The 22,450-nt window shown below is 56.7% G+C and carries 16 protein-coding genes; 11 read left to right on the forward strand and 5 right to left on the reverse strand.

Annotated features, from left to right (window positions below):
• Nucleotides 1-7 precede the first annotated feature (7 nt).
• Nucleotides 8-1,048 carry a galactose-1-phosphate uridylyltransferase gene (galT, locus tag EDC54_RS08355; RefSeq protein WP_132455080.1) on the reverse strand — a complete coding sequence of 347 codons (1,041 nt, stop codon included), beginning with the start codon at nucleotides 1,046-1,048 and terminating at the stop codon, nucleotides 8-10.
• A gap of 534 nt (nucleotides 1,049-1,582) precedes the next feature.
• Between galT and galR the strand changes: the two genes are divergently transcribed.
• Nucleotides 1,583-2,593 (forward strand): HTH-type transcriptional regulator GalR, encoded by a 1,011-nt coding sequence (gene galR, locus EDC54_RS08360; protein WP_132455082.1) that lies wholly within the window; start codon nucleotides 1,583-1,585, stop codon nucleotides 2,591-2,593.
• Nucleotides 2,594-2,607: 14 nt separating this feature from the next.
• On the opposite strand, the gene EDC54_RS08365 is transcribed toward galR, so the two are convergent.
• A complete protein-coding gene (locus tag EDC54_RS08365; protein ID WP_132455084.1) occupies nucleotides 2,608-3,582 on the reverse strand; it encodes an aldo/keto reductase in 975 nt (324 codons plus the stop codon).
• Between the two features lie 265 nt (nucleotides 3,583-3,847).
• Here EDC54_RS08365 and EDC54_RS08370 point away from each other — a divergent pair, with 265 nt between their 5' ends.
• From EDC54_RS08370 to yegS, 10 genes are all read left to right on the forward strand, one after another.
• Nucleotides 3,848-5,038, forward strand: a complete 1,191-nt coding sequence (locus EDC54_RS08370) for a NupC/NupG family nucleoside CNT transporter (RefSeq protein ID WP_132455160.1) — start codon at nucleotides 3,848-3,850, stop codon at nucleotides 5,036-5,038.
• Nucleotides 5,039-5,274: 236 nt separating this feature from the next.
• The gene (locus tag EDC54_RS08375; protein WP_132455086.1) at nucleotides 5,275-6,501 is read left to right on the forward strand and encodes an MdtA/MuxA family multidrug efflux RND transporter periplasmic adaptor subunit; all 1,227 of its coding nucleotides are present in this window, start codon (nucleotides 5,275-5,277) and stop codon (nucleotides 6,499-6,501) included.
• The gene (locus EDC54_RS08380) at nucleotides 6,501-9,623 is read left to right on the forward strand and encodes an MdtB/MuxB family multidrug efflux RND transporter permease subunit (protein ID WP_132455088.1); all 3,123 of its coding nucleotides are present in this window, start codon (nucleotides 6,501-6,503) and stop codon (nucleotides 9,621-9,623) included. Before EDC54_RS08375 ends, EDC54_RS08380 begins: the two co-directional genes overlap by 1 nt.
• Nucleotides 9,620-12,703, forward strand: a complete 3,084-nt coding sequence (gene mdtC, locus EDC54_RS08385; RefSeq protein ID WP_132455090.1) for a multidrug efflux RND transporter permease subunit MdtC — start codon at nucleotides 9,620-9,622, stop codon at nucleotides 12,701-12,703. The genes EDC54_RS08380 and mdtC overlap by 4 nt, the downstream gene beginning before the upstream one ends.
• A gap of 228 nt (nucleotides 12,704-12,931) precedes the next feature.
• On the forward strand, nucleotides 12,932-14,329 hold the full coding sequence (gene mdtD, locus EDC54_RS08390; protein WP_132455092.1) for a multidrug transporter subunit MdtD: 1,398 nt from the start codon (nucleotides 12,932-12,934) through the stop codon (nucleotides 14,327-14,329).
• A gap of 7 nt (nucleotides 14,330-14,336) precedes the next feature.
• Nucleotides 14,337-15,704, forward strand: a complete 1,368-nt coding sequence (gene baeS, locus EDC54_RS08395; RefSeq protein WP_132455094.1) for an envelope stress sensor histidine kinase BaeS — start codon at nucleotides 14,337-14,339, stop codon at nucleotides 15,702-15,704.
• Between the two features lie 5 nt (nucleotides 15,705-15,709).
• Nucleotides 15,710-16,438 carry an envelope stress response regulator BaeR gene (gene baeR / locus EDC54_RS08400; protein ID WP_132455096.1) on the forward strand — a complete coding sequence of 243 codons (729 nt, stop codon included), beginning with the start codon at nucleotides 15,710-15,712 and terminating at the stop codon, nucleotides 16,436-16,438.
• 33 nt (nucleotides 16,439-16,471) lie between these two features.
• Complete coding sequence (locus EDC54_RS08405) at nucleotides 16,472-17,023, forward strand: GNAT family N-acetyltransferase (protein WP_132455098.1); 552 nt, start codon at nucleotides 16,472-16,474, stop codon at nucleotides 17,021-17,023.
• A gap of 161 nt (nucleotides 17,024-17,184) precedes the next feature.
• Nucleotides 17,185-18,546 (forward strand): prephenate-dependent tRNA uridine(34) hydroxylase TrhP, encoded by a 1,362-nt coding sequence (trhP, locus tag EDC54_RS08410; protein ID WP_132455100.1) that lies wholly within the window; start codon nucleotides 17,185-17,187, stop codon nucleotides 18,544-18,546.
• 367 nt (nucleotides 18,547-18,913) lie between these two features.
• Nucleotides 18,914-19,813 (forward strand): lipid kinase YegS, encoded by a 900-nt coding sequence (gene yegS, locus EDC54_RS08415; protein ID WP_132455102.1) that lies wholly within the window; start codon nucleotides 18,914-18,916, stop codon nucleotides 19,811-19,813.
• Between the two features lie 11 nt (nucleotides 19,814-19,824).
• On the opposite strand, the gene psiE is transcribed toward yegS, so the two are convergent.
• From psiE to thiM, 3 genes are all read right to left on the reverse strand, one after another.
• A complete protein-coding gene (gene psiE / locus EDC54_RS08420; protein ID WP_132455104.1) occupies nucleotides 19,825-20,232 on the reverse strand; it encodes a phosphate-starvation-inducible protein PsiE in 408 nt (135 codons plus the stop codon).
• A gap of 141 nt (nucleotides 20,233-20,373) precedes the next feature.
• Nucleotides 20,374-21,177 carry a bifunctional hydroxymethylpyrimidine kinase/phosphomethylpyrimidine kinase gene (gene thiD / locus EDC54_RS08425; protein ID WP_132455106.1) on the reverse strand — a complete coding sequence of 268 codons (804 nt, stop codon included), beginning with the start codon at nucleotides 21,175-21,177 and terminating at the stop codon, nucleotides 20,374-20,376.
• On the reverse strand, nucleotides 21,174-21,968 hold the full coding sequence (gene thiM / locus EDC54_RS08430) for a hydroxyethylthiazole kinase (RefSeq protein ID WP_132455108.1): 795 nt from the start codon (nucleotides 21,966-21,968) through the stop codon (nucleotides 21,174-21,176). The genes thiD and thiM overlap by 4 nt, the downstream gene beginning before the upstream one ends.
• Nucleotides 21,969-22,450: the final 482 nt, after the last annotated feature.

Consider the following 22,450-nt stretch of genomic DNA (forward strand, 5'->3'; position numbering starts at 1 on the left):
AATGACCTCAACTTTGCTCACGAAAATGAATATCACTCAGGCTGCGTAAACGTTCAGCCGCCTGCTCTGCCGTCAGATCGCGTTGTGCTTCAGCCAGCATTTCATAGCCGACCATAAATTTGCGCACGCTGGCGGAGCGTAACAGCGGAGGATAAAAATGGGCATGCAATTGCCAGTGCCTATTGTCGTCGCCATTAAATGGCGCGCCGTGCCATCCCATCGAATAGGGAAATGAACACTGGAACAGATTGTCGTAACGGCTGGTCAGTTTCTTCAGGAGCAGCGCCAGATCGTGACGCTGAACGTCGCTCAACTGCGGCAATCGCTGTACGGCGAATGTCGGCAATACCAGCGTTTCAAACGGCCATGACGCCCAGTAAGGGACAACCGCCAACCAGTGCGCCGTTTCCACCACGCTGCGCGAACCGTCAGCCTGCTCACGCTGAACGTAGTCCAGCAGTAACGGTGAACCATGACGGGCGAAATAGGCTCGCTGCCGCTCGTCCTCACGCTGTACCTCATTTGGCAGAAAATCGTTAGCCCACACTTGCCCGTGCGGATGGGGATTGGAGCACCCCATCATCGCGCCTTTATTCTCGAAAACCTGAACCCACGGATAGCGCCTGCCCAGTTCCTCGCTTTGATCGCACCAGATATCAATTACCGCTTTCAGTGCCGGCAGCGAAAGCTGAGGCAGACTTTTACCGTGATCGGGAGAAAAACAGATGACGCGGCTGACGCCGCGCGCTTGCTGCATCCGGAAAAGGTCGTCGTTGCCCGGCGGCGCATCCGGCGTGTCCTCCATCAGGGCCGAAAAATCATTCGTAAAAACAAAGGGGCCCTGATAAGGCGGATTAACATCGCCAGTAATACGTTTGTTGCCCGCACACAGGTAGCAGGCGGGATCATAGGACGGCGGCGTCGAACGATCGGGCTCATCCTGCTGACCTTGCCAGGGGCGGCTGGCGCGATGCGGCGAAACCAGAATCCATTCACCTTTCAGCGGATTAAATCGGCGATGCGGATGTTCTGTTGGCTCAAACGGCATAAGCGATTCCTCAAAGCAATAATGCGAATTCCTTACAGGTAGGAAAGCCAATGGCATAGCCCGGCGCCTTTCATCAATAAGGGGCGCGAATCGGGCAGCACACAGACACCGTCAGAAAAGTCACCGTGTAACCGTTACCCCTATATTTATAGAAAAAATCTCTGTAATAATGCGAGTGTTATTGGGAATTGATGTATAAGGGCATAAAAATGTGTAAACGATTACATTCAATCTAAACCTCAGGCGATGATTTTGGAATAGCGAAAGAGAAGATAATGGGTGATGGCGATCGTATAAATACGGTCTGGATCAGAAAGGGCAGCAGGTCAAATAGGTAACATGCCTGAAAAACCTGTACAGTGATAAAGAAAAATCAGCCGTTTTTTCTTTTAATTGCACGTTAGGCGACGACTCGCCTTCTCTCCCCCCAGACAATGTGAGCGGCAGGACAAAGCTCATCGTTTTGTACTCTGCCGATGCATACGCCGCTTGCGGCGCGACGGGGATAACGTATTTGACCGTTCAGGAATGCCAATGGCCACAATAAAGGACGTCGCACGTCTATCCGGTTTCTCCGTCGCCACGGTTTCACGCGTGATCAACAACTCCCCCAAAGCGAGCGCCGCCTCACGCGACGCGGTACACAAAGCGATGGCGGAACTGAAATATCATCCGAATGCCAATGCCAGAGCCCTTGCCCACCAAAGTGCGGAGACCATGGGGCTGGTTGTCGCTGATGTGTCCGATCCCTTTTTTGGCGCGATGGTGAAATCCGTCGAGCAAATCGCACAGGCAACCGGTCGTTTTCTGCTGATCGGGAACGGCTACCACAATGCCGAACAGGAGAGGAAGGCCATTGAGCAGTTGATTCGCCATCGTTGCGCCGGGCTGATCGTGCACGCGAAGATGCTGTCGGACGACGAACTGGCCGCGTTAATGAGCCATATTCCCGATATGGTGCTTATCAACCGTGTTTTGCCCGACTATGAAACCCGCTGCGTCGCGCTGGATGATCATTACGGTTCCTGGCTGGCGACGCGTCATTTGATTCAGGAAGGGCATCAGAAAATGGGTTTCCTCTGCTCTAATCACCCCATCTCCGACGCCGCAGACCGCTTGCAGGGCTATCGGGATGCTTTGCAGGAACACAACATCACGCTAGATGAACGTCTTATTGCCTGGGCATCGCCGGACGAACCGGGCGGCGAGTCGGCAATGATGGAGCTCCTGAGTCGGGGAGGCCAGATGACAGCGGTGGTGTGTTATAACGACGCGATGGCCGCTGGCGCGCTGTCGGTGTTAAGCGACAACAGCATCAGCGTTCCGCAGGATATGTCGGTGGTAGGGTTCGATGACGTCCTCATTGCCCGTTACCTTCGTCCCCGACTGACAACCGTGCGCTATCCGGTTTCAACAATGGCAATACAGGCGGCGGAATTGGCTATTGCGCTCTCCCACGGTCAGCCGCTGAGCGCCCCCACCCATCTGTTCAGCCCAACGCTGGTGCGCCGCCAATCGGTCTGCCCACCAGCGCGTAACACCTAAGCGCGCGTTAGCGGTCAACGGTTTTCGCTGCCGCTCGCCTCATTCAGCCGTTCGATATCGTCTGCCGACAGCGTCAGCCGCGTCGCGCTCGCCAGTTCCGCCACCTGCGCGAGCGACGTCGCGCTGGCGATCGGCGCGGTCACGCTCGGGCGCGCAATCAGCCACGCCAACGCCACCTGAGACGGCGTCGTTTGATGCGACTGCGCCACGCTATCCAGCGCCGTCAGAATCGTGCGCCCACGTGCGTTCAGGTATTTCTCGACGACCCCTTGTCCGCGCGCGCTTTTTGACGCATCCTCCGGCTGGCGATACTTGCCTGACAGAAACCCGCTGGCCAGTGAATAATAGCTGATGACCCCGATCCCGTGTTCAAGCGCCAGCGGCTCCAGCTCGGCTTCGTAGCCCTGCCGATCGTATAAGTTGTATTCCGGTTGCAGCGTTTCATAGCGTGCCAGATGGTTAGCTTTGCTGACGTTCAGGGCCTCCGCCAGACGCTCCGCGCTGTAGTTAGACGCGCCAATCGCTCTGACTTTCCCCTCTTTAATCAAGGCATCAAACGCAGCCAGCGTTTCCTCCAGCGGCGTCTCCTGGTCGTCCGTATGCGCCTGATAGAGATCGATATAATCCGTTTGCAAACGCTGTAAGGAAGACTCGACCGCCTGACGAATATAGCGAGGCGACAGCCCTTTCTTGCCCTCGTCCAAATCCATGCCGACTTTGGTGGCGAGAATGACCTTATCGCGCAGGCCGCTTTTCTTCAGCCAGTTGCCGATGATCGTTTCAGACTCGCCGCCCTGATTACCGGGCGCCCAACGCGAGTAAACATCCGCGGTATCAATGAAGTTCAGCCGGTGCTCCATGAGCGCATCCAGCAGGCTGAACGAGGTCGGCTGATCGACCGTCCAGCCAAAGACATTGCCGCCAAACGCCAATGGCGGAACCACAATGCCCGAACGTCCAAGCTCACGCATCATCTCTGATACTGACATAATCACACTCCTTTTGAATCATGCAGAACACATTATGGGAAACACTCGCCTATCGGCAACGTGTAGCCTGCCGCAACAACTTTCCGTTGTGGGATAAGAACAATGAATGAACGGAAAGCGAGAATAACGAGACATAGCATCTAGTTTAGATAAAATCCTGCGGTATAATTCTTTTTTTTGTGTTCTTTCTCTCATTTTTAGTACACGCGTTACATAAAATGACGTGGAAAACTTGTCCTGCCTCATATTTGGAGCACACATGTCCCTGTCCCATATCGCGCAATTCATTCTGGCATTGCTTGTTGTGGCGGCGTTAGCGCTGCTTATCTGCCGCGATCGTAAAAGTATTCGTATTCGCTTTATTATCCAGCTACTCGTCATCGAAATTCTGCTTGCTTACTTCTTCCTGTACTCAAACATCGGTTTAGGTGCAGTCAAAGGATTCGCCGCGCTATTCGACAAATTATTGGGATTCGCAGGTCAAGGGACGGACTTCGTATTCGGCGACATGGTCAATAGCGAAAAAAATCTGATCTCCTTTTTCTTTAAAGTCCTCTGCCCTATCGTCTTTATCTCCGCGCTGATCGGTATCCTGCAATACATTAAAGTGTTGCCCGTCGTTATCCGTATCATCGGTACGATCCTGTCCAAAGTGAACGGCATGGGCAAACTGGAGTCGTTTAACGCCGTCAGCTCGCTGATCCTCGGTCAGTCCGAAAACTTCATTGCCTATAAAGACATTCTGGGCAAAATGTCCGAAAAACGGATGTACACGATGGCGGCAACCGCGATGTCGACTGTTTCGATGTCCATCGTCGGGGCGTACATGTCGATGCTGGATGCGAAATTCGTCGTTGCCGCGCTGATTCTGAATATGTTCAGTACCTTCATTGTGTTGTCGCTGATTAACCCCTATAAGGCTGGCGAAGAGTCGGAATTGCAGTTGGGTAATCTTCACGAAGGCCAGAGCTTCTTTGAAATGCTGGGTGAATACATTCTGGCGGGCTTCAAAGTCGCCGTTATCGTCGCCGCCATGCTGATCGGTTTCATTGCGCTGATCGCCGCCATCAACGCCATTTTTAGCGCGATTTTCGGCATCAGCTTCCAGGAAACCCTTGGTTACGTGTTCTATCCGTTTGCCTGGATCATGGGTATTCCTTCTCACGAAGCGCTTCAGGTCGGCAGCATCATGGCGACCAAGCTGGTGTCGAATGAATTTGTCGCCATGCTGGAATTGCAGAAAGTGGCAGGCGATCTGTCCCCGCGCAGCGTAGGCATTCTGTCGGTATTCCTGGTGTCCTTCGCCAACTTCTCGTCCATCGGCATTATTGCCGGCGCGATTAAAGGACTGAATGAACACCAGGGTAACGTGGTCTCCCGTTTTGGTCTGAAACTGGTCTACGGCTCCACGTTGGTGAGCATCCTTTCCGCCTCCGTCGCGGGTCTGGTGCTGTAACCCCGCTACGTCAATTCCCCCTCTTTGCTCGCCGACCGCGCCTTACGCGGTCGGCGTTTTCCTACAAACCCTGACACTTCTTTCATATTTCCTTCATTTTTGTCCCGTATCGACTGTTTAAACTAGTAAAATAAGGCTATAGGTCGAATAACATGCGGAAACAGCGCGCAGACAGCGCGAAACATAGACGGGTGTACCGCACTTGCCGCGCAATCTGGAGAGAGTAATCCATCACTATGAATGTCAAACGTATCCGACGTCTGCTGATACTTGCCGCAATCTTCGTTACCGTCGTGCTGATCTGGCGTTACGTTAGCCCGACGACACCAACCCCTTCCGACACACGCGCTCCCCACGCCACCGGTACGCCGCCTGCGGGCCGCGACGCCGGCGGACGCCGGAGCGCGATGCGAACGCTGGCGCCCGTACAGGCGGCGCTGACACAGTCCGCCTCCGTCCCCTACTATCTTTCCGGTTTAGGCACCGTCACGGCGGCCAACACCGTGACACTGCGCAGCCGGGTGAACGGGCAACTGATGGCGCTACACTTTCAGGAAGGGCAGCAGGTCGAGGCCGGCGATCTGCTGGTGGAAATCGATCCCCGCCCTTTTCAGGTTGAACTGACGCAGGCGCAGGGACAGTTGGCGAAAGATCGGGCCGTGCTGGCTAACGCCCGTCAGGATTTAGCGCGCTATCAGCAACTGGTGAAAACCAACCTGATCTCCCGTCAGGAATTGGATGCACAGATCGCGGCGGTGCGTCAGGCAGAAGGGACGCTAAAAGCCGATGAAGGCGCCGTGGCCAGCGCCCAGCTCCAGTTGGATTACAGTAAAATCACCGCGCCCATCAGCGGGCGGGTAGGGTTAAAACAGGTCGACGTCGGTAATTATATCACCAGCAGCGACACCGATGGCCTCGTGGTCATCACGCAAACACATCCTATCGATGTGGTCTTTACCGTGCCGGAAGCGGAGATCGCCACGATCCTTTCTGCGCAAAAATCCGGTCAGCCGCTGGTGGAAGCCTGGGATCGCGCCAATCAACACAAACTCGCGCAGGGCAAGCTGCTCAGCATGGATAACCAGATCGACGCCGCCACCGGCACGATCCGGCTCAAAGCGCGTTTTGAAAATCGGGATGATGCCCTGTTCCCGAATCAGTTCGTCAATATCCGTATGAAGGTCGATATGCTGCAAAATGCCGTCGTTGCACCGTCGGCCGCCGTACAAATGGGGAATGAAGGCCGCTTCGTCTGGATCCTGAATGACCAAAACGAAGTGAGTAAGCGTCAGGTTACCACCGGTATTACGTTCGGTCAGTTGGTCGTCATCACCGCCGGGCTGGATGCCGGCGTACACGTCGTGACTGACGGTATCGATCGCCTGACCGAAGGCGCGAAAGTGGAAGTCGTGCCCTCGGCGCAGACGGAATCCCCCCCTGCGATCGCACCGGAGATCCCCTGATGCAGGATACCGTTCCAACCCGCGGCGGCGGGCCGTCACGCCTGTTTATTCTGCGCCCGGTCGCCACCACGCTGCTGATGCTCGCCATTCTGTTAGCCGGTATTATCGGCTACCGGGCGCTGCCGGTCTCGGCGCTGCCCGAAGTCGATTACCCGACGATTCAGGTGGTAACGCTGTATCCCGGCGCCAGCCCTGACGTCGTGACATCGGCGATTACCGCCCCGCTGGAGCGGCAGTTCGGCCAGATGTCCGGCCTCAAACAGATGTCGACGCAGAGCGCGGGCGGCGCCTCAGTCATTACGCTTCAGTTCCAGCTTGAGCTACCGCTGGACGTCGCGGAGCAGGATGTGCAGGCCGCCATCAACGCCGCGAGCAACCTGCTGCCTAACGACCTGCCTTATCCGCCCACCTACAGCAAAGTGAATCCGGCGGATCCGCCGATTATGACGCTGGCCGTCACATCTAATGCCATGTCAATGACGCAGGTGCAGGACATGGTGGACAATCGCATCGCGCAGAAAATCGCACAGGTGGCGGGAGTCGGTCTGGTGTCGCTCGCCGGCGGCCAGCGCCCGGCGGTGCGGGTAAGCTTGAACGCGCCGGCATTGGCGGCTTATGGCCTGACCAGCGAAACCATTCGTACCGCGATCACCGCCGCCAACGTAAACTCCGCCAAGGGAAGTCTGGATGGGCCGACGCGTTCGATCACGCTCTCCGCCAACGACCAGATGAAATCCGTTGATGATTACCGCAAGCTGATTGTCGCGTGGAAAAACGGCGCGCCGATACGGCTTCAGGATGTCGCCAGCATCAAACAGGCCGCCGAGAATATCCACCTCGGTGCCTGGGCGAATCGTCAACAGGCGATCATTATCAACGTTCAGCGTCAGCCGGGCGCCAACGTCATTACCACAACGGACAGTATCCGCGAGATGCTGCCCGCGCTGAAAGCCAGTCTGCCGAACGCCGTGGAGGTCACGACGCTGACCGACCGCACCACCAGCATCCGGGCTTCCGTTAAAGACGTCCAGTTTGAACTGTTGTTGGCGATCGCCCTGGTGGTGATGGTGATTTACCTGTTTCTGCGCAACGCCGTCGCCACCCTGATCCCCAGCGTCGCCGTGCCGCTGTCGCTCATCGGCACCTTTGCCGTCATGTATTTTCTCGGCTTTTCCATCAATAACCTTACGCTGATGGCGCTGACCATCGCCACCGGCTTTGTGGTGGATGATGCCATCGTGGTGATTGAAAACATTGCACGTTATATCGAAAAAGGGGAAAAACCGCTTAATGCGGCGCTAAAAGGCGCAGGAGAAATTGGCTTCACCATCATTTCCCTGACCTTCTCGCTGATCGCCGTCCTGATCCCGCTGCTGTTTATGGGCGATATAGTCGGGCGTCTGTTCCGCGAGTTCGCCGTCACGCTGGCCGTATCTATTCTGATTTCCGGCGTTGTTTCGCTCACGCTCACCCCGATGATGTGCGCGCGCATGCTGAGCCATCAGTCGCTGCGTCAGCAAAACCGTTTTACCCGCGCCAGCGAGCGCTTCATGACGCGTCTGGTTGACGCCTATGGCATCTGGCTGCGCAAGGTGCTGAACCATCCCTGGCTGACGTTAAGCGTCGCGCTCGGTACGCTACTGTTGACCATCCTGTTATATATCGCGATCCCCAAGGGGTTTTTCCCGGTACAGGATAACGGCATGATTCAGGGAACGGTGCAGGCGCCGCAGACGGTTTCGTTCAGTGACATGGCCGATCGTCAACAGCGCGTAGCCTCCATCATCATGAAAGATCCGTCGGTCGAGAGCGTCTCTTCGTTCGTCGGCGTTGACGGCACCAATGCGGCGCTGAACGTGGGACGGCTGCAAATCAACCTGAAACCCCTCAGCGAGCGCAGCGAACGCATTCCGGAAATTATCGCCCGTTTACAGCAGCAAACCGCCCGGCTCCCCGGCGTCCAGCTCTATCTGCAACCGGTGCAGGATCTCACCATCGACACGCAAATCAGCCGCACGCAATACCAGTTTACCTTGCAGGCGATGTCGCTCGACGAGTTAAGCCTGTGGGTGCCGAAGCTTCTTAGCGAATTGAAAACGCTGCCGCAGTTAGAAGATGTCAGCAGCGACTGGCAAGACGGCGCCGCCGTCGCGTATGTCAACGTCGATCGCGATACCGCCAGCCGGCTGGGCATCACGATGTCTCAGGTCGACAGCGCGCTGTACAACGCCTTTGGGCAGCGGCTGGTTTCCACCATTTATACGCAGGCCAGCCAATATCGCGTGGTGCTGGAACACGACACGACGAGCAACACCGGTCTGGATGCGCTGAATGATATACGCCTCATCAGCAGCGACGGCGGCACGATCCCGCTTCGCAGCATCGCCACAATCGAAGAACGTCAGGGGCCGCTGACGATCAACCATATCGATCAGTTCCCCTCAACGACATTCTCCTTTAACGTCGCCAGCGGCTACGCGCTGGGCGAGGCGGTTGACGCCATCACCCAAACGGAACGACAGATGGACCTGCCTGCGGATATCACCACCCGTTTTCAGGGCAGTACGCTGGCGTTCCAGTCGGCGCTGAGCGGCACCGTGTGGCTGATCATCGCGGCCATCGTCGCCATGTACATCGTACTCGGCGTGCTGTACGAGAGCTTTATCCACCCGATTACGATCCTGTCCACCCTGCCGACGGCGGGCGTGGGCGCGCTGCTGGCGCTGATGATAGCGGGGCGCGATCTGGATGTGATCGCCATTATCGGGATCATTTTGCTCATCGGGATCGTGAAGAAGAACGCCATCATGATGATTGATTTCGCGCTGGCGGCAGAACGCGAACAAGGCATGAAACCGTATGACGCCATTTATCAGGCCTGCCTGTTGCGTTTTCGACCGATCCTGATGACCACCATGGCGGCGCTGCTGAGCGCGCTACCGCTGATGCTGAGCACCGGCGTCGGCGCGGAGCTGCGCCAGCCGCTGGGGATCTGTATGGTTGGCGGCCTGATCATGAGCCAGATTTTAACGCTGTTTACCACCCCGGTGATTTACCTGCTGTTTGACCGTTTGGCGATACGTTTGCGCCGTGCGGTGCGTCAGGAGGAGGCCGCCGAGTGAAGTTTTTCGCCCTGTTCATCCACCGCCCCGTCGCGACGCTATTACTGACGCTGGCCATCGCCCTGTGCGGCGTATTGGGCTTTCGCCTGCTGCCGGTGTCTCCGCTGCCGCAGGTGGATTTTCCCGTCATTCTGGTCAGCGCGTCACTGCCCGGCGCCTCGCCGGAAACGATGGCCTCCGCCGTCGCCACGCCGTTGGAGCGCGCGCTCGGCAGGATTGCCGGCGTGAGTGAAATGACCTCCACCAGCGCGCTGGGGAGCACGCGCGTCATTCTGGTGTTTAACCTCGATCGCGACATCAACGGGGCGGCCCGTGATGTACAGGCGGCGATCAATGCCGCGCAGACTTTACTGCCTTCCGGCATGCCCAGCCGCCCGACCTACCGCAAGGTCAACCCGTCCGATGCGCCCATTATGATCCTGACGCTGACGTCGGACACCTACAATCCGGGGCAACTGTACGATTTTGCCTCTACCCGGCTGGCACAAAAAATCGCCCAGATGGAAGGCGTCGGCGATGTTTCCATCGGCGGCGGCTCGCTCCCTGCCGTGCGCGTCGCGCTGAACCCGGTAGCGCTGTTTCATCAGGGGGTTTCGCTCGATGACGTTCGCCAGACTATCGCGCAGGCAAACGTGCGCCTGCCGTTGGGCAATGTGGAAAATCATCAGAAAAGCTGGCAGGTGCAAACCAATGACGAGCTAAAAACCGCCGCGGCTTACGCGCCGTTGGTTATTCGCTACAACAGCGGCGGCGGCGCCGTCCGACTGAGTGATGTCGCGAAGGTGGAGGATTCCGTACAGAACGCCCGCAACGCGGGGATGAGTAACGCGAAACCGGCGGTTCTGGTGATGATCCGCCGTTCGCCGGATGCCAACATCATTACCACAGTTGACCGCATTCGCGCCGCCATGCCGGAACTGCGCGCCAGTCTGCCGGCCGAAGTGCACCTTGACGTGGCGCAGGACCGATCCCCGACCATCCGCGCCTCGCTGGCGGAAGTGGAACAGTCGCTGATTATCGCCGTCGTGCTGGTCATTCTGGTCGTCTTTATGTTTCTACGATCCGGACGGGCAACGATTATCCCCGCGCTGGCGGTGCCGGTGTCGCTTATCGGCACCTTCGCGGCCATGTACCTGTGCGGTTTCAGCCTGAATAACCTGTCGCTCATGGCGCTTACCGTGGCCACCAGTTTCGTGGTGGATGATGCCATTGTGGTGCTGGAGAACATTTCCCGCCATATTGAAGCGGGCATGAAGCCGTTACAGGCCGCGCTTCAGGGCGTACATGAAGTGGGCTTTACCGTCTTATCCATGAGTCTGTCGCTGGTTGCGGTGTTTATTCCGCTATTGATGATGGATGGGCTGTCGGGACGACTTTTCCGTGAATTCGCCGTCACGCTGTCGGTGGCAATCATCATCTCGCTGCTGATCTCGCTAACGCTGACGCCGATGCTGTGCGCGCGACTGCTGCGCGCCGTCCCTGAGCGCAGCCAGCCCAATCGGCGCGGTTTCAACCGCATACTGCTGGGCATACAGCAGGGCTATGGCCGCTCGCTGAAATGGGTGCTTAACCATGCGCGCTGGGTGCTACTCCTGTTGCTGGGGACAATCGCACTCAATATCTGGCTGTACATCACCATTCCGAAAACCTTTTTCCCGGAACAAGACACGGGCAGATTGATGGGCTTTATTCAGGCCGACCAGAGCATCTCCTTTCAGGCCATGACGGCGAAGCTCCAGAATTTTATGACCATTGTGCGAAGCGATCCCGCTGTGGATAACGTCACGGGTTTCACCGGCGGCTCACGAACCAACAGCGGTTCGATGTTTATCTCGCTTAAGCCGCTGTCCGAGCGTGATGTTTCGGCACAGCAGGTAATCGGACGCCTGCGCGTCAAGCTGGCCAGAGAACCGGGAGCCGACCTGTTTTTAATGCCGGTACAGGACATCCGCATCGGCGGGCGCGAATCCAATGCGGGCTATCAGTACACACTGCTGTCAGACGATTTAAGCGACCTACGCGCCTGGGAACCCAAAATTCGCGCCGCCTTCAGTAAACTGCCCGAACTGGCCGATGTGAACTCCGATCAGCAGGATAAAGGGGCAGAGATGGCGCTGACCTACGATCGTGACGCGATGGCGCGACTCGGCATCAGCGTCAGCGACGCCAACGCCCTGCTCAACAACGCCTTCGGGCAGCGCCAGATTTCCACCATTTACCAGCCATTAAACCAGTATAAAGTGGTGATGGAAGTGGACGATGCCTATACGCAGGACGTCAGTTCGCTGGATAAGATGTTCGTGATCAATCAGGACGGTCGACCGATCCCGCTCTCTTATTTCGCCCGTTGGCAGCCGATCAATGCGCCGCTATCGGTGAACCATCAGGGGCTGTCCGCCGCCTCGACGATCTCGTTTAACCTGCCCGAAGGCACCGATCTCTCCCGCGCGACGACGGCAATCGAGAGGACCATGACCGCGCTGGGCGTGCCCTCTTCGGTGCGCGGCCAGTTCTCCGGCACGGCACAGGCATTCCAGCAGTCGCAATCCTCTCAATTGTTGCTGATACTGGCGGCGATCGTCACTGTGTACATTGTTCTGGGCGTGCTGTATGAAAGTTACATTCACCCGCTGACGATTCTCTCCACCCTCCCCTCGGCGGGGGTTGGCGCGCTGCTGGCGCTGTTGTGGTTCGACGCCCCCTTTAGTCTGGTGGCGCTGATTGGCATTATGCTGTTGATTGGTGTGGTAAAAAAGAATGCCATCATGATGGTGGACTTTGCGCTGGTGGCGCAGCGTAGGGGCGGGCTCAGCGCCGAGGACGCGATTTTTCAGGCGAGTCTGTTGCGTTTCCGCCCGATAATGATGACCACCCTCGCGGCGCTGTTTGGCGCCCTACCGCTGGTGCTGACCAGCGGGGACGGCGCGGAGTTGAGGCAACCGCTCGGCATTACGATTGTCGGCGGGCTGGTCATGAGCCAGATCCTCACGTTGTACACCACGCCGGTGGTGTACCTGTTTTTCGACAAGCTGAGGAGCCGGCGGCGCAAGGCACCGGAGAGGGATGTGTCACTATCGTGACTGAACATGAGTACCAGTAACATGCTAATTTAGGAGAAGTTTCGTGCGCTTAACGTTCGCTGTTTTCTAGTAGCATTCCGAACGCGCCCGACCAAGGGCGCATACGGAAAACATACAGAGAAAAACAAATGTTAAGCGCACGAAACCACCCCGAGATAAAAATATTCGCAATGTGAGGACACCGCCGACGATGCCCACTACATCCAACAAGCCTGAGGGTTATGGAATATGACCCAACCGGCCTCCGTCCGCTGGCAGCTCTGGATTGTCGCCTTTGGCTTTTTTATGCAGACGCTGGATACCACCATCGTGAATACCGCGCTGCCCTCTATGGCCGCGAGCCTGAATGAAAGCCCGCTGCATATGCATTCGGTCATTGTCTCCTATGTGCTGACCGTCGCGGTGATGCTGCCCGCCAGCGGCTGGCTGGCGGATCGCCTCGGCGTGAAGAATATCTTTTTTGCCGCCATTCTCCTGTTCACGCTGGGGTCGCTGCTGTGCGCGCGTTCGGAAACGCTGAATGCGCTGCTGATCTCACGCGTCATTCAGGGCATTGGCGGCGCGATGATGGTGCCGGTAGGACGCCTGACGGTGATCAAGATCGTCCCGCGCGAACAGTACATGGCCGCCATGACGTTCGTGACGCTGCCGGGGCAAATTGGCCCACTGGTTGGCCCGGCGCTCGGCGGTTTTCTGGTGGAGTACGCCAGTTGGCACTGGATCTTTCTGATCAATCTCCCGGTTGGCCTTCTCGGCGCGCTGGCCACCTGGTTCCTGATGCCCAATTACACCCTGAAAACCCAGCGCTTTGATGTCAGCGGTTTTCTGTGGCTCGCCGTCGGCATGGCGACGCTGACGCTGGCGCTGGACAGCCGCAGTCTGGGGATTGCGCCGATTGTCATCTTCGCGTTAATCGCCATCGGGCTCATCGCGCTCCTGAGCTACTGGCTGCACGCCCGTCATAACGAACGGGCCTTGTTCAACCTACGTCTGTTTGATACCCACACCTTTTCTATCGGCCTGACCGGCGGGTTATTGGCGCGCATCGGCAGCGGCATGTTACCGTTCATGACGCCGCTGTTTTTGCAGTTAGGTGTTGGCCTTTCCCCGTTCCATGCCGGACTGATGATGATACCGATGGTGCTTGGCAACATGGGCATAAAGCGTGTCGTGGTGCAGATCGTCAACCGCTTCGGCTACCGCCGCGTACTGATCGTCTCCACGCTGCTGTTGGCGCTGGTCACCGCGCTGTTCGCCTTGGTTGCACTGATGAAATGGATCTGGATGATACCGATTGTGCTGTTCTTCCTCGGCGTGCTGAACGCTATCCGTTTTTCCACTATGAACACGCTGACGCTGAAAGATCTGCCGGACGCCCTCGCCAGCGGCGGCAATAGCCTGCTGTCGATGACCATGCAGCTATCCACCAGCCTTGGAGTGAGTATCGCCGGGCTTTTGCTGGGCATCTTTACCCAGCCGCATATCGCGGCGGAAAGCGGAGAACCTCACGCGGTATTTCTCTACACTTATCTCAGCATGGCCGCCATCATCGCGTTGCCCGCGCTGATTTTCCACCGCGTCCCAACGGACTTCGCCAAACAGACTACGCTGTCGCGCAAATCGTGAGGTCATCATGAAATTCGGAATCACGGCAAAACTGTTTCTGGCGATATTCGCCACCTGCATGCTGGTACTCATCACCATGCATTGGGGCGTGCGCATCAGCTTTGAGCGCGGTTTTATTGACTACATCAAGCGCGATAACGAACAGCGGGTTACGCAGTTGCGCGATGCGCTGGCGGAGCAATATCAGCAGCATGGTGACTGGTCATTCCTCCATAACAATCAGCGTCTGGTCTTCAAAATGCTGCATGCGATGGAACAGAACAGCGACACCAACCACAGAATGCAGGGGTGGCGAGTCCGTCTCTGGGTGTTGGATACCCATAAACATACGCTGTTTGGCTCTTCCGTTCCGCTACCGAAAGAGGCCCACTGGCGCGCCATTCAGGTTCAGAACCAGACGGTCGGCTGGATCGTGGCCTCGCCCGTTGAACGCCTGACCCGCAACGTCGATATCAGTTTCGATCGGCAGCAGCAGCGCACCAGTTGGCTGATCGTCGGTCTTTCGACGCTACTCGCCATCATCGCCACCTGGCTGACGGCGCGCGGCCTGCTTGCCCCCGTCAAACGGCTGGTTAACGGCATGCACAGCCTGGCCTCCGGGGATTTCAGCACCCGTGTTTCCACAGGCTCGCACGATGAGCTGGGCAAGCTGGCGTTGGATTTCAATCAGCTCGCCAGCACGCTGGAAAAAAACGAACAGTCGCGCCGGGCATTTATGGCCGATGTCTCACACGAGTTACGCACGCCGCTGGCCGTGCTGAACGGCGAGCTGGAGGCTTTACAGGACGGGGTACGCAAACCCGATGCCCACGCGCTACACTCGCTTCAGTCTGAAGTCGCGACACTGACCAAACTGGTTGACGATCTGCATCAGCTCACGCTGTCCGATCGCGGAGCGCTGGCTTATCGCAAAACATCGGTGGATGTCGTGCAAATCCTGAATATCACTCTTGCCGCATTTCGCGAGCGCTTCCGGAAAAAACAGATCGCGCTGACGACCGACTTCCCTGATCGGGCAGGGGTATTTGGTGATCCGGATCGGCTCAGCCAACTGTTTAATAACCTGCTGGAAAACAGCCTGCGCTACACGGATGAGCGCGGTCAACTGTCTATCTCGCTTGTCCAGCACCATCAACACTGGGCCATCATCTGGCAGGACAGCGCGCCGGGCGTCACCGAAGAGCAGCTCACACGGATTTTCGAACGCTTCTATCGCGCGGAAAGTTCGCGTAACCGGGCCAGCGGCGGCTCCGGGTTGGGGCTGGCGATCTGTAATAATATCGTTGAGGCACATAACGGACGCCTGTATGCTGACCCTTCACCACTTGGGGGTGTCATGATTACCGTGGAACTCCCGTCGCATTCACCTGATTAAGAGCCATGACAACCCAATCCGATCGCGCCAGGACATCGCCGATTTTGATCGTTGAAGATGAACCTAAACTGGGACGACTGCTGGTGGACTACCTTCAGGCAGCCGATTACGCCACGCACTGGCTGGACAACGGCAATGATGTCGTAGAGTGGGTGCGACAGCATTCACCTGCGCTCATCTTGCTGGATTTGATGTTGCCGGGCTGTGACGGCCTGACGCTTTGCCGCACTCTCCGCCAGTTTTCCAACGTGCCTATCATCATGGTCACTGCCCGTAGCGAAGAGATCGATCGCCTGCTGGGGCTGGAAATCGGGGCCGATGACTATATCTGCAAGCCGTTCAGCCCGCGTGAAGTCGTCGTGCGCGTCAGAACGCTACTGCGCCGCTGCGGCTGGCAGAACGACGACATGAAAGCCGCTGAAAAAAGCGAAACGGCCCTGTTGATTGATAAAAATCGCTTTCAGGCCAGCTATCAGGGACAGAACCTTGATCTGACGCCGGCGGAGTTCCGCCTGCTCAGAACCCTCTCCACCGAGCCTGGCAAGGTGTTTTCGCGCGAAGCCCTGCTGGATCAGCTCTACGACGATTATCGCGTCGTGACCGATCGCACCATCGATAGTCATATTAAAAACCTGCGTCGCAAACTGGAACAGTTGGATGAAGATACCCCGTTTATCCGCACGGTGTACGGCATTGGCTATCGCTGGGAAGCCGCGTCCTGCCATCTGATTTAACCGGCGCATCGTTATCAGGAAGGAACAATAAGTATGACCCCGTTATTTTCCACCGCCACGAAAATTGAGACGCCCCGCCTGCTGTTGCGCCCGCTCTATCGTGACGACGCGCAGACACTGTTTGCCTTTATGTCCGATCCGGTGGTGATGCGCTTCTGGAATCATCCGCCCTGGCAATGTATCGAACAGGCCTATGATGCAATTGACGAATACTGGAGCGCATTGTACGCCGGGCAGTACATGAAGTTAGGTATGGAGGTGAAAGAGAGCGGAGAAATGATCGGCACCTGCGTACTGTTCAACCTTGAGATTGGCTCGAAGCGCGCAGAAATTGGCTACTGTCTGGCGACCCATGCGCAAGGGCAAGGCTATATGGCGGAGGCGCTATCGGCCCTGCGGGATTTCGCCTTCGGCACGGCAGGCATAAGCCGGCTGGAAGCGGAAATCGACCCGCGAAACCGGGCCTCAGCCAGAACGCTGGAACGACTCGGCTTTACGCAGGAAGGGGTGCTAAAACAGCGTTGGATCGTAGACGGCGAAATTTCCGACTCTGCGCTATACGGCCTGCTGGCGGCCAAACGCTAGCGCCCTCGCCTCAGCGCGAAGCGCGATTGATTCACGTCAAACAACAGGCCTACTTTTCGTGGGTTCTCTACTGCATTTTCTCCGCGTTAGCGCTAAAATCCCCCGCCTTTACTGCTTCCATCACGAAGCAGCCTGACTTGTGATCAGAATCGAGAGATACCATGTTTAAACCGGAACTGCTTTCTCCGGCCGGTACGCTGAAAAATATGCGCTACGCCTTTGCCTATGGCGCGGATGCGATTTATGCCGGTCAACCTCGCTACAGCCTGCGCGTGCGCAACAATGAATTTAACCACCAGACGCTGGCGCAAGCCATTAACGAAGCGCACGAGCTGGGCAAGAAATTCTATGTGGTCGTTAACATCGCGCCGCACAATGCCAAGCTGAAAACCTTCCTGCGCGATCTGCAACCGGTGATCGAAATGGGACCGGATGCACTGATCATGTCCGATCCCGGCCTGATTATGCTGGTACGGGAAAACTTCCCCCAGATGCCGATCCACCTTTCTGTTCAGGCTAACGCGGTCAACTGGGCCACGGTAAAGTTCTGGCAGCAGATGGGGCTAAGCCGCGTGATCCTGTCGCGCGAACTGTCGCTGGAAGAGATTGCGGAAATCCGTCAGCATGTCCCGGAGATGGAACTGGAAATCTTCGTTCACGGCGCGTTGTGTATGGCCTATTCCGGCCGCTGCCTGCTGTCCGGCTATATCAATAAACGCGATCCGAATCAGGGTACCTGCACCAACGCCTGCCGCTGGGAGTATAAGGTTCAGGAAGGCAAAGAGGATGATGTCGGCAATATCGTCCACCAACATGAGCCTATCGCAGTAAAAAATGTCGATCCTACGCTGGGTATCGGCGCGCCCACCGACAAAGTCTTTATGCTGGAAGAAAGCCAGCGCCCCGGCGAATACATGAGCGCATTCGAAGACGAGCACGGCACCTACATTATGAACTCCCGCGACCTGCGTGCGATCCAACATGTCGAGCGCCTGACGCAAATGCAGGTTCATTCGTTGAAAATCGAAGGCCGCACCAAATCATTCTACTACTGCGCCCGTACCGCGCAGGTGTATCGTCGCGCCATCGATGATGCCGTCGCGGGTAAACCGTTCGACCCGACATTGCTGGAAACGCTGGAAGGCTTAGCGCATCGCGGTTATACCGAAGGTTTCCTGCGTCGCCACGTGCATGAAGATTATCAAAACTACGACTATGGCTATTCCGTTTCCGACCGTCAGCAGTTCGTCGGTGAATTCACCGGCGTGCGCCGAGACGGGCTGGCGGAGGTTGCGGTGAAGAACAAGTTTTCCTGTGGCGACAGCGTGGAGATGATGACGCCGAACGGCAATATCCAGTTCACCATCAACGCCATGCAGAATGCCAAAGGGCAGCCGAGCGAAGTTGCGCCGGGTAACGGTCATATCGTTTACCTGCCGGTGCCGGACGACGTCTCGTTGGACTATGCGCTACTGCTGCGTAATCTGCCGGGGACCACCACGCGGAACCCTAACGCCAGGTAGCCGCCAATGCCGCCGGGTGTGCCACATATCCGGCGATATTCCGTTTATCCCGCGCGCTCCGTTGGTCAATAATCCGCACATATAGTTACAAACCCCAGGTTTTTAACCAATATTAGAAACAGATCACATCAATTTATTATGCTTGTGGTTACTATCTCATCGCTGAGAAAATATAGAACGAAAAATAAGCGTAGTGATACTACTAGGAACCACCTCCTTAGCCAGCTCAATCTCCCTTGAGCTGGCTTTTCTTTTTCTTCCGCCTTTTCCCGTCCCGGGATTCCCCCTTCATTGATTCTTCTGATTTCAGCCCGGCGATTTAGTGGCTATGATTAATTCCAGCATCCCCGCCTCGGAGAGACACGGCATGGAAAAAAAACCGGTCACGCTGCTGATTCTGAATGGGAAAAGCGCGGACAATGAAGAACTTCGCAACGCGATTGGCGCGCTGCGCGCAGAAGATTATACGCTGCATGTTCGCGTCACCTGGGAATATGGCGATGCCGGACGCTACGTGGAAGAAGCGATCCGGCTTAACGCGGACAATGTGGTAGCCGCCGGGGGAGACGGCACCGTTAACGAAGTTGCCGCGGCGCTGGCGGTGCAGCCGGAAGCCGTCCGCCCCTGTCTGGGCATTGTACCGCTGGGCACCGCTAACGATTTTGCAACCGGTTGTCAGATCCCAACGGCGATACACAACGCGCTAACGCTGGCGATCAAAGGTAGCGCGACCGCCATTGATATTGCCAAAGTGAACGATAGCCACTACTTCATCAATATGGCGACAGGCGGATTCGCCACCAGCATCACCACAGAAACGCCGGCTAAAATGAAGGCGGCGCTGGGGAGCGCCTCCTATGTGCTGCACGCGCTTTTTCGCATGGATATGCTGCAAGCCGAACGCGGCGAGATTCACGGGCCCGATTTTCACTGGTCAGGCGATACGCTGGTGATTGCCGTGGGAAACGGTCGTCAGGCTGGTGGCGGACAACAGCTTTGCCCGGAAGCGGTCATCAACGACGGGCAGTTGGCGCTGAGCGTACTATCAGCAAAAGAGCTGCTGCCCAACATGCTGCAAACCTGGTTCACCGGCAGCGACAACCAGAACATGATTTCCGCAACATTGCCCTGGCTGACGATCACCGCGCCGAACGAGATGACGTTCAATCTGGACGGCGAACCGTTGACCGCCAAACGTTTCCACATTGAAGTGATCCCCGCGGCCCTTCGCTGCCGGCTACCGCCTCAATGTCCGCTGCTGGAATAGCCGACATTCGGCTACTCCCGCTTCAGACGGTTACTGTTAGCCAGATACAACGCCACGACCAGCAACAGTATCGCCGCCGAATACACCAGCGTATCTGAGGGGCTTTTGTGATCGACAACAATCAGCCGAATGATGGCCGTGATGCCGATGTAGATAAAGTAGCGCAGCGGGAAATGATAGCCGGACTGAAAATATTTCACGATAAGCGCGATAAATTCAAAATAGAGAAAATAGATGACAATGCCTTCAATCAATTGATAAGAAGACTCTTTTTCATTGGAGATCAGTAACACTTTCGCCAGATGAAAGGTTTCCTTCACGAGGAAAACCACCAGAATGGTCGCCAATACCAGCAGGCCGATATTGAGTATCGTCTGAAGCGCTTTGGCAGCCATCGTACTGCGAGCAGAACCTGCCATATTTTACCCACCCCGTTTCATATCTATAGCCGGATTTCACAGCAAAATAACCGCGCGCCCCACAGGTTGTCTATGTCAACGTGCGTTTAATTTAGTTTGCAATACCGGAAACGATGTCACGCGGTAATGAATCGGAAGAGACTACCACCAGCGGTGGAAATGGTGAACGGGGCCGATCCCGTGCCCGACCTCCAGCGTGTCGGCCTGCTGTAACGCCTGCTGTAAATACGCTTTCGCTGCCTTGACCGTCTCGCTCCAGCTATCGTGGCGCGGTCGCAGCGCCGCCAACGCCGCAGACAGCGTGCAGCCCGTGCCATGCGTGTGGCGCGTTGCCACGCGCGGCGAGCTAAAGCGCTGCGGTTCGGCCTGCCGACTAAACAACCAGTCCGGGCTTTCCGTCTCACTCAAATGGCCGCCTTTCATTAATACCGCCTGGCAGCCCAGCGCCAATAACGCTTCGCCCTGCTCACACATTTCCCGTTCACTCTCGGCGGGCGAGCAGTTCAGCAGCGCCGCCGCTTCCGGCAGATTAGGGGTAATCAGGGAAACCCGCGGCAGCAGCTCACGACGGATCGATTCCACCGCATCCGGCGCAAGGAGCGGATCGCCACTTTTCGCCAGCATGACGGTATCCAACACCACAAAAGGCACGGCATAATGGCGCAAGCGCTCGGCAACGACCTCGACAATATCGGTCTGCGCCAGCATCCCAATCTTGGCGCTGTCGATACGAACATCGCTCAGCACCGAATCCAGCTGCGCCGCGACAAAATCCGGTTCAATCCGGTAGACGGACTGTACGCCGCGCGTATTTTGCGCCACCAGCGCGGTGATCACCGACGTGCCGTACGCCCCCAACGCAGAGAACGCTTTCAAATCCGCCTGAATCCCCGCGCCGCCGCTCGGATCGGTACCGGCAATCGTCAACGCATTGATACGTTTCATGCCGGCTCCTCCGCGCTCAGGGTATATAGCTCATCGAGAAAGTGAGGGATAAAACTGCCCGGCCCTTGCGCCAACCTGGCCGCCTGCTGCCCGGCCAGCGCCATGACATAACACGCCGCCGCTACGTGCGATAACCGCTCTCCCGCTAAGGAACAGAACCCCGCCACCACCGCCGACAGCGCACAGCCCGTCCCTACCACGCGCGTCATAATGCGATCGCCACCGCTCACCGCGATATCGCGTTCACCATCCGTGACATAATCCACGGCCCCCGTGACGGCAACGATCGTTCCCACCTGCCGGGCCAATTCACGCGCGGCGGGGAGCGCAGCCAACGAGTCGTCGGCGCTATCCACGCCGCGCCCCTGGGCGTTGAGTCCCGCCAACGCCATGATTTCAGACCCATTACCGCGGATCGCCGCGGGTTTCCATATCAGCAGTTCCCGGCAAAATTCGGTGCGAAAAGTCAGCGCGCCCACGGCAACCGGATCGAGCACCCACGGCGTCCCCATGTGATGTGCGCGGCTTAACGCGGCCCGTATCGTATCGGCACGCGCGCGATCCAGCGTGCCGACATTAACCAGCAGCGCATCCGCCATTGCGCTGAACTGCACGGCTTCTTCAGGATCGACCACCATGGCAGGCGACGCATTCAGCGCCAGCAGCACATTCGCCGTAAAAGATTGCACAACGTCGTTAGTCAGGCAGTGCACCAGCGGCGACGCTGAACGGAATTGAGTGAGTGATGTTGCTGCCTGAGTGGCAGAAAAGTCGGCGGGTCGCATAATCATAAGTCTCCCAACCGGCGAGGAAGAAGGCGGTAACCGGTCGGGCATACCGTGACTTCCCTACGCTGGCATTATCCAGTTCAAATAGAAAGTTAGTGTCTCAGAACATCTAACAAAGTTAAATAGTAGCCATAAAACAACGAGATAATAGTTCATTATGTCCCATAATATTTCTATTCATCTCGGTGCATTTTAGGTACATAATAGGGACGTGAAAAAATCGGATAATGCCAATGCTCAAAACTAAAACTGACATCCAGCGTTTCACCATCCCCGATGGTAAGACAATGAAGAAAGAAATCGTCTTCAACAACGGATTAACAGGATTGTACTTTGCTGCCCGAAGAAATCCATCAGGCGTGATAACAAAAAGCTGGCGTTATATTGTGGGTAGCAATGATGTTACTTTAGGCACCTATCCAGCCTACAGTCTGGAAGATGCCAGAAAATGGCATTTGCAACAGGTACAAAAAACCAGACAAGGC

Source organism: Samsonia erythrinae, assembly GCF_004342665.1.
Classification (GTDB): Bacteria; Pseudomonadota; Gammaproteobacteria; order Enterobacterales; family Enterobacteriaceae; genus Samsonia; species Samsonia erythrinae.